This window comes from Kitasatospora sp. NPDC057692, assembly GCF_042799475.1.
GTDB lineage: Bacteria > Actinomycetota > Actinomycetes > Streptomycetales > Streptomycetaceae > Kitasatospora.
In genome coordinates, this window is the sequence record NZ_JBHVIV010000163.1 from 1 (window position 1) to 7,685 (window position 7,685).

Sequence of the window (7,685 nt, forward strand, 5' to 3'; positions counted from 1 at the left end):
GTACGGCGGACCAGGGCGGCGGCGCCGGCGGGGCCCAGCCGCCCGGCCGGACCGCCCGGCCTTCGGGCGCGCCGCCGCGGCCGGCCCAGCTGCCGCCGGACGCCGCCGACTTCACCGGGCGGACGGCGCCGGTGCGGGTGCTGTGCGAGGCGCTCGCCGCTCCCCCGGAGGAGGGCGGAAGCGGGGAGCATCCGCAGGCCCTGGTGGTGGCGACCGTGGTCGGCATGGGCGGGGTCGGCAAGACGGCGCTGGCGCTGCACGTGGCGCACCGCGTCCGGGACGCCTACCCGGACGGCCAGCTGTACGCGGACCTGCGCGGATCGGACCCGGTGCCGGCCGATCCGGAGGCGGTGCTGAGCGGTTTCCTGGTGGCGCTCGGGGTCGCGGCCGACGCGGTTCCGGACGGGCTGGACGCGCGCTCGGCGCTGTTCCGCTCGGTGGTGGACGGTCGGCGCCTGCTGCTGGTGCTGGACAACGCCAAGGACGCCGCGCAGATCCGGCCGCTGCTGCCGGGCGCGGTCGGCTGCGCGGTGCTCACCACCGGACGGACCCGGCCGGCCGGGCTGCCGGCGACCGTGCAGGTCGACCTGGACGTGTTCCAGCCGGAGGAGGCGCTGGATCTGCTCGGCCGCACGATCGGGCCGCAGCGGCTGGCCGCCGAGCCGGCGGCCGCCCGGGAGCTGGTGGTGGCCTGCGGGCACCTGCCGCTGGCGGTGCGGATCGTGGCCGCCCGGCTGGCCGCCCGGCCGGGCTGGACGGTGGAGACGCTCAGCCGCCGGCTGCAGGTGGAGCGGCGGCGGATCGACGAGCTGCGGATCGGCGACCTCGCGGTGGCGGCGGCCTTCGAACTGAGCTACCGCCAGCTGACGGAGGACCAGGCCCGGGCGTTCCGGCTGGTGGCCTCGGTGGACGGGCCGGACATCGGGCTGCCGGCGGCGGCCGCGCTGCTGGACCTCGACGAGTACGACGCCGAGGACCTGCTGGAGGCGCTGGTGGACGTGGCGATGGTCGAGTCGCCGTTCCCTGGCCGCTACCGGTACCACGACCTGCTGCGGGCCTTCGCCCGCCGCCGACCGGCGCGGTCCACCGGGACGGCGGGGGCGGACGGCTCCGGCGCGGCGGCGGACGGCTCGGCGGCGGACGGCGGGGCGGCGGACGGCGGGGAGGCGGTGGCGGCCCGGGACCGGCTGCTGGACCACCTGCTCGCCACCGCCTGCACCGCCTTCCAGCACGCCGTGCCGGGCGACCCGGCGGCGGGCGCGCTGGGACCGGCGCACTCCCCCGGCGTCCCGCTGCCCGGCCGGGACGCCGCCCGCGAGTGGGCGGCCGTCGAGGGGGCGGGCGCGGTGGCGCTGGCGGCGCAGGTGGCCGCCGATCCCGCCACCGGTCGGGGGGCGGCGCTGCGGGCGGCGATCGACCTGCTGATCGCGCTCACCCCGTTCGTGCTCACCCCGCCGAGCCGTCAGCTCGCCGCGACGGCCGACGCGCTGGCCGGGGCGGCCGCCCGGGACGGGGACCTCCGGGCGGAGGGGCGGGCGCACTTCCTGCGCGGCAACGTCGCCCTCGCCGCCACCCGGCTGGACGCGGCGGAGGAGGCGTCCCGGCGGGCGGTGGAGGCGGCGCGCGCGGCCGGGGACTCGGTGGTCCTGCGGCAGGCGCTCAACGACCTCGGGCTGATCTGCCAGTTCCTGAGCCGCTACGACGAGGCGGTGGACCACTACGACGAGGCGCTGCTGCTGGCCAACCGGCTGGGGCACCGCTCCGGCGCGCTGGTGACGACGGTGAACGCGGCGCTGGCGCGGGTGCGCAGCGGGCGGGCGGACGAGGCGGTGGCGATCTGCCACGAGGTGCTGGCCGAGTTGCGGACCCGGCAGGACGACCCCGGCCGGGCGTACACGCTGTACGTGCTGGGGCTGGCGCTGCACGCGCTGGGGCGGCACGAGGAGGCGGTGACCTGGTTCGGCGAGTGCCTGGCGGTGTCGGTGGCGGCCGGTCTGCGGGACCGGGCCGCGCACGCGCGCTACCGGCTGGCGGACAGTCTGCGCGAGCTGGGCCGGGCGGACGAGGCGCTGGACCACGCGGAGCAGGCGCTGGCGCTCTGCGTGGAGCTGGGGGCCGAGCGGGACCAGGCACAGGCGCTGGTGGTGCTGGGCTGCGCGCTGGCGGACCTCGGACGCGGGGGCGAGGCGGGGGCGCGGCTGCGGGAGGCGCACGCGATCTTCGGGAGGCTGGGGCTGCCGGAGGCCGTCGAGGTGGCGGGGCTGCTCGCGGAGCCGGCGTTCGCGCTGGTGGATCCGTGAGCGCGGATGGTTCGGGGGCGGGCAGAAACGGTTCTGCGCTCGTCCGTTCGGACGGTCGGGGCTCAGGAGCCGGTGCTGTTCCAGTCCGAGTGGCCGCTGCCGTCGGTCGCGGTGGGGGTCGGGGTCGGGGTCGCGGTGGGTGCGGTGGTGCCGGTGCCCGTCCCGGTCGCGCCGTCCGCCATCGCGGTGCCGGTCGCACCGAGGGCGAGCAGGGCGCCGAGGCCGAGGCCCGCGAGGGCCAGGCTGATCCGGGCGGTGCCGATCGTCGAACGCTTCGCCATGACTGCTCCTCGGGTGGTCTTCCCTGCCGGGAAGGGGCTCCGCCGGGCTCTCCCCGGCTGACGTGATCAGCATGGCAAGGGGCGTTCAACGGCCGAGGGGGGCACGGGCCGCGTGGGTGGGTGGGGCCCGGTGTTGGGGGTGTGGGGCGGTCTGTCGGGCGGTCTGTCGACCGGGGGACCGGGCGTCGGGCAGGACGGCGGCCGCCGTCGTCCCGGGTCAGCCGGCCTCGCGGATCTCCAGCGTGCAGCACTTCACGCTGCCGCCGCCCTTGAGCAGCTCGGAGAGGTCCATCCCGATCGGCCGGAAGCCGTGCGCGCGCAGCCTGGCCGCGACCCCGGTGGCCGGTTCCGGGAGCACCACGTTCAGGCCGTCGCTGGCCACGTTGAGCCCGAACGCCCCGGCGTCCTCCTCCCCGACCAGCACCGCGTCCGGGAAGAGCCGGCGCAGCACCGCCCGGCTGCCGGCCGAGAACGCGCCCGGGTAGTACATGATCTGATCACCGTCCAGGACACTGAGCGCGGTGTCCAGGTGGTAGAAGCGCGGGTCGACCAGGTCCAGGCCGATCACCGGGCGGCCGAGGAACTCCTGGGCCTCGGCGTGCCCGGCGGAGACGCTGCGGAAGCCCCGGCCGGCCAGCAGGTAGCGGTCGGTCAGCAGCAGGTCCCCCTCGCCCTCGTTGACGTGCACCGGGTCGAGCGTGGTGAAGCCCCGGGACCGGAACCACTCCAGGTACGCCGGTCCCTCGGCGGCCCGCTCGGCGTTGCGGAACCGGGCGCCGAGCACCCGGCCGTCGACGACGGTGGCGCCGTTCGCCGCGTACACCATGTCGGGCAGGCCGGGCAGCGGGTCGATCAGGTCGACTCGGTGGCCGAGTTCGAGGTACAGCTCGTGGAGGCGCTCCCACTGGGCCACCGCGAGGGCGGTGTCGACGGGCTTGGCCGGGTCCATCCACGGGTTGATGGCGTAGCTGACCTCGAAGTGGGTCGGACGGCACATCAGGTACCGGCGCGGGCGGGCGGTCCGGGTCACGGCGGTCCGGGTCACGGCGGTCCGGGTCTCGGCAGGGCTGGTCATGGCGGGGCTGGTCACGGCGGGGCTCCGAACGGGGTGAGGGTGGGCGGAACGGCGGCGGGGGTCAGGAGGCGGCGGGGCGCTCGGGGAAGTCCCGCATCGCGCGCAGCGGGCTGACCAGCAGCACGGCGCCGGCCGAGAGCAGCACGCTCGCCATGATCCAGATGGTGCTCCGGGCCCCGAGCACCTCGCCCAGCCAGCCGCCGAGCAGGGCCCCGACCGGGATGGCGCTGAAGTTGACGGTGGAGGCGCTGGCCCGGATCCGGCCGATCATCGCGGGCGGGCAGTAGGACTGGTAGAAGCTGCCGGCCAGGACGTTCCCGGCGATCACCCCGCAGACCGCGACCGACCAGGCGACGGCGCTCACGGCGAGCGGCAGCCGGGCGCCGGCCATCGGCAGCAGCAGGATGAACGGGGCGGCGACCAGTTCGCAGAGCAGCAGCCCGCGGGCGGTGCCGAAGCGGCGCGCGATCCGCCCGGCGAGGGCCGCGCCGGCCAGGCCGCCGACCGAGACCACCGCGAAGACGGCGCCGATGCCGCCCGGCGAGACCCCGACGCTGCGGACCAGGAAGACCGTCTGCACGGCCTGGATGCCGTTGAGGCCGAGGTTGCCGACCGCGCCGAACACGGCCAGGGTCCGCAGGTAGGGGTCGTTGGCCAGGAAGCGCACGCCCTCGCCGATCTCGCGCAGGATGCCGCGCCGCTCGGCCACCGGCGGCGGCGTCTCCTCGACCTTGATGGTGCCCACGCAGAGCGCCGACACCAGGTAGGTGACCGCGTCGGCGAGCAGGCCGCTGGCCGCGCCGAACACCTGGGAGAGCAGGCCGGCCAGACCGGGGCCGGCGATCTCCGCCGCCGAGTCCCCGGAGCGCAGCTTGACGTTGGCCTCCAGCAGGTCGTCCTTGGCGACCAGGGCGGGCAGCACCGCGCCGTAGGCGGTGGAGAAGAACACCTTCACCGCGCCGGCCAGCAGGGCGACCACGATCAGCTGGGCCATGGTCAGCGCGTCGAACCAGCCGGCCACCGGCACGCTGCCGAACAGCAGGAGCAGCAGCAGGTCGCAGACCAGCATGACCTTCAGCCGGGGCCAGCGGTCCACCCAGGCGCCGGCCAGCAGGCCGAGGAACAGCCACGGGACCCAGGCGGAGGCGGTCAGCACGCCGACCATGAACGGCGAGGCGTCCAGGGTCACCACCGCCACCAGGGCGAGGGCGACGTTGCCGACGGCGGTGCCCAGTCCGCTGGTCGTCTCACCGACCCAGAGCTTGCGGAAGTTCGGCTGGGCCCAGAGGCCCCAGCGGCTGTGGCGGGGCCCGTCGTCCACCGCGGGCGGCTCGGCCGGGACGGTCGTCGTGGTCATCGCGGGTCACTCTCCAGCATGTCGGCCAGCACGGCGGCGATCCGTGCGAGGGGCTCGGGTTGGGTCAGGGCGCCGTGCGCGCAGTCGATCCGGTGGGCGGTGACGGGGCCGGCCAGGTAGCGGGCCCAGGCGGCCTCGTAGGGCCAGTCGGCGGGCTTGTCGGCGGTGGCGCCGACGAAGACGGCCGCGCCCCGGTAGTGGCCGGGCACGTGCTCGGCCATCAGCTTGCGGTGGTGTTCGAAGACGTCCGGCAGGCGGCCCGCGGCCTCGCCGAGCAGGGCGGTCAGATCCGCCTGGCCGCGCCCGTCGGCCGGGTCGTAGCCGAGCGAGGCGAGCAGTTCGGCGAGGGTCTCCACCGGGTCGTCGGAGGCCCGGTGCTCCTCGGCGACCGCCCCGGCCGGGAGGCCGTCGAGGAGGGCGAGCAGGGCGACCTCCTGGCCCGCCGCCTGGAGCTGGACGGCCATCTCCTGGGCGACCACCGCGCCGAACGACCAGCCGAGCAGGTGGTACGGGCCCTGCGGGCGGACGGCGCGGATCTCCCGGACGTAGTCCGCGGCGATCTCGCCGACGGCGGCCGGTGAGCCGCCGTGCAGGCCGCGGGCCTGGAGGCCGAACACCGGGCGCTCCGGGTCGAGGTGGCGCAGCAGGCCGGAGTAGACCCAGCTGATGCCGGCGGCGGGGTGGACGCAGAACAGCGGGGCCCTGGTGCCCGTGGCGCGCAGCGGGAGCAGGACGGCCAGGGCGTCGGACCGCTCGCTCCCGGCGGTGTCCAGGCGACGGGCGAGGCCCGCCACGGTGGGGGCCTCGAAGACGTCCCGGATGCCGAGCTCGGCGCCGAGGGCGGTGCGGATCCGGGCCAGCAGCCTCATCGCGAGCAGCGAGTGGCCGCCGAGGTCGAAGAAGCCGTCGTCGACGGTGACCGCGGTGACGCCGAGGACCTCGGCGAAGAGCGCGCAGAGCGCCTCCTCGCGCGGGGTTCGGGGCGGGCGGCCGGTGGCCGAGGCGGTGAGGTCGGGGGCGGGCAGGGCGCGCCGGTCGACCTTGCCGCTGCCGGTCAGCGGGAAGGCGTCCAGCGCGACGACCGCCGCCGGGACCATGTACCCGGGCAGCGACTCGGCGACGAAGGCGCGCAGCTCGGCCGGGTCGGGCGCGGTGGCGCCCTCGGGGACGACGTAGGCGACCAGGCGGGGGCCGCCGGGGCCGTCCTCGCGGGCCGTCACGGTGGCGGCCCGGACGCCGGGGTGGCGGGTGAGCACGTGCTCGATCTCGCCGGGTTCGATCCGGAAGCCGCGCACCTTGACCTGGTGGTCGGTGCGGCCGAGGTAGTCGAGTCCGCCGTCCCGGTCGCGCCGGACCAGGTCGCCGGTGCGGTACAGCCGGGCGCCCGGCGTGAAGGGGTCGGCGACGAAGCGCTCGGCGGTCAGCGCCGGACGGCCGAGGTAGCCGCGGGCCAGGCCGGCGCCGGCGAGGTAGAGCTCGCCGGGCACGCCGGGCGGGACCGGGTTCAGGTGCTCGTCGAGGACGTGCGCCCGGGTACCGGCCACGGCCCGGCCCAGCGACGGGCGGTCGGTGGCGGTGAAGGGGTGGGTGAGGGCGTCGACGGTGGACTCGGTCGGGCCGTAGAGGTTGCGGGCCGTGGTGTGCGGGGCCGCCTCGCGCAGCCTGGTCCACAGCGCCTGGCCGACCGCCTCGCCGCCGAGCAGCAGCACCTTCGGGGCCGTATCGCCGTCCAACAGGCCTTCGGCGACGAGCAGTTCGGCGTAGCTCGGGGTGATGCCGAGGGCGCCGACGCCGGCGGTGCGCAGGTGCCGGACGAGGGCGGCGGCGTCGCGGCGCAGCTCGTCGCCGATCAGGTGCAGCTCGTGCCCTGCGATCATCCAGAGCAGGCTGTCCCAGGAGGCGTCGAAGCAGAGCGAGGCGGTCAGCGCGGCCCGCAGCCGGCCGTGGGCGCGCTCGGCCTCGCCGAAGGTCTCCGCGCGGTGGTGGGCCAGCAGCGCGGCGATCGAACCGTGGGTCACCACCACGCCCTTGGGGCGGCCGGTGGAGCCGGAGGTGTAGATGACGTAGGCGGCGTGGGCCGGGTCGGGGACGGCGGCGGGCGCCGGGACCGCCGGTTCGTCGGAGTGCACCGGCAGGGCGGGCAGGCCGGCCAGCAGCTCCGGCAGCGGCCAGCCGTCGCCGGTGACGACGAGGGCGGGAGCGGCGTCGGCGAGCATCGCCGCCGTCCGGTCGGCCGGGTACTCGGCGTCCAGCGGGAGCGAGGCGGCGCCGGACTTGAGGACGGCGAGCAGGGCGACCACCGTCTCCGCCGAGCGCGGCAGGGCCAGGGCGACCACCGTGTCCGGTCCGGCGCCGGCCGCGCGCAGCCGGGCGGCGAGGTGCTCGGCGCGGGCGTCCAGTTCGGCGTAGTCCAGCCGCAGTTCGCCGAAGACCAGGGCGGTGGCCCCGGGGGTGGCCGCCGCCTGCGCGGCGAAGGCGGCCGGGAGCAGCGGGACCTCGGCGGGCAGCGGGGCGGCGGGGGCGAGGAGTTCAGCCCGCTCGCGCCCGTCCAGCAGCTCGGCCCGGCCGATCGGCCGCTCCGGGTCCGCGACCACGGCGGCCAGCAGCCGGCCGAAGCGGGCGGCGATCGCCTCCACCGTCTCCCGGTCGAACAGGTCGGTGGCGTAGTCGAT

At 76.9% G+C, this 7,685-nt stretch carries 5 protein-coding genes; 1 reads left to right on the forward strand and 4 read right to left on the reverse strand.

The window, feature by feature from the left end; translation table 11 throughout:
• On the forward strand, positions 1-2,300 hold a 2,300-nt coding region (locus ACFVFS_RS40030; protein WP_380630011.1), incomplete at its 5' end, for an ATP-binding protein.
• Between the two features lie 62 nt (positions 2,301-2,362).
• Here the strand turns inward: ACFVFS_RS40030 and ACFVFS_RS40035 are convergent.
• The 4 genes from ACFVFS_RS40035 to ACFVFS_RS40050 all read right to left on the reverse strand — a co-directional run.
• Entirely contained in the window at positions 2,363-2,581 is a 219-nt protein-coding gene (locus ACFVFS_RS40035) for a hypothetical protein (protein WP_380630013.1), read from the reverse strand.
• A 217-nt stretch (positions 2,582-2,798) separates the two neighbouring features.
• Positions 2,799-3,656 carry a dimethylargininase gene (gene ddaH, locus ACFVFS_RS40040; RefSeq protein WP_380630017.1) on the reverse strand — a complete coding sequence of 286 codons (858 nt, stop codon included), beginning with the start codon at positions 3,654-3,656 and terminating at the stop codon, positions 2,799-2,801.
• A gap of 61 nt (positions 3,657-3,717) precedes the next feature.
• The gene (locus tag ACFVFS_RS40045) at positions 3,718-5,013 is read right to left on the reverse strand and encodes an MFS transporter (protein ID WP_380630015.1); all 1,296 of its coding nucleotides are present in this window, start codon (positions 5,011-5,013) and stop codon (positions 3,718-3,720) included.
• Positions 5,010-7,685 (reverse strand): amino acid adenylation domain-containing protein (locus tag ACFVFS_RS40050; protein ID WP_380630016.1); only part of this gene is annotated, 2,676 nt, incomplete at its 5' end. The genes ACFVFS_RS40045 and ACFVFS_RS40050, both read right to left, overlap by 4 nt.

Excerpts from the sequence above, each read along its gene's own strand:
- ACFVFS_RS40035 (WP_380630013.1), bottom strand. The coding sequence starts at position 2,581 with ATGGCGAAGCGTTCGACGATCGGCACCGCCCGGATCAGCCTGGCCCTC.
- ddaH (WP_380630017.1), bottom strand. The coding sequence starts at position 3,656 with ATGACCAGCCCTGCCGAGACCCGGACCGCCGTGACCCGGACCGCCGTG.
- ACFVFS_RS40045 (WP_380630015.1), bottom strand. The coding sequence starts at position 5,013 with ATGACCACGACGACCGTCCCGGCCGAGCCGCCCGCGGTGGACGACGGG.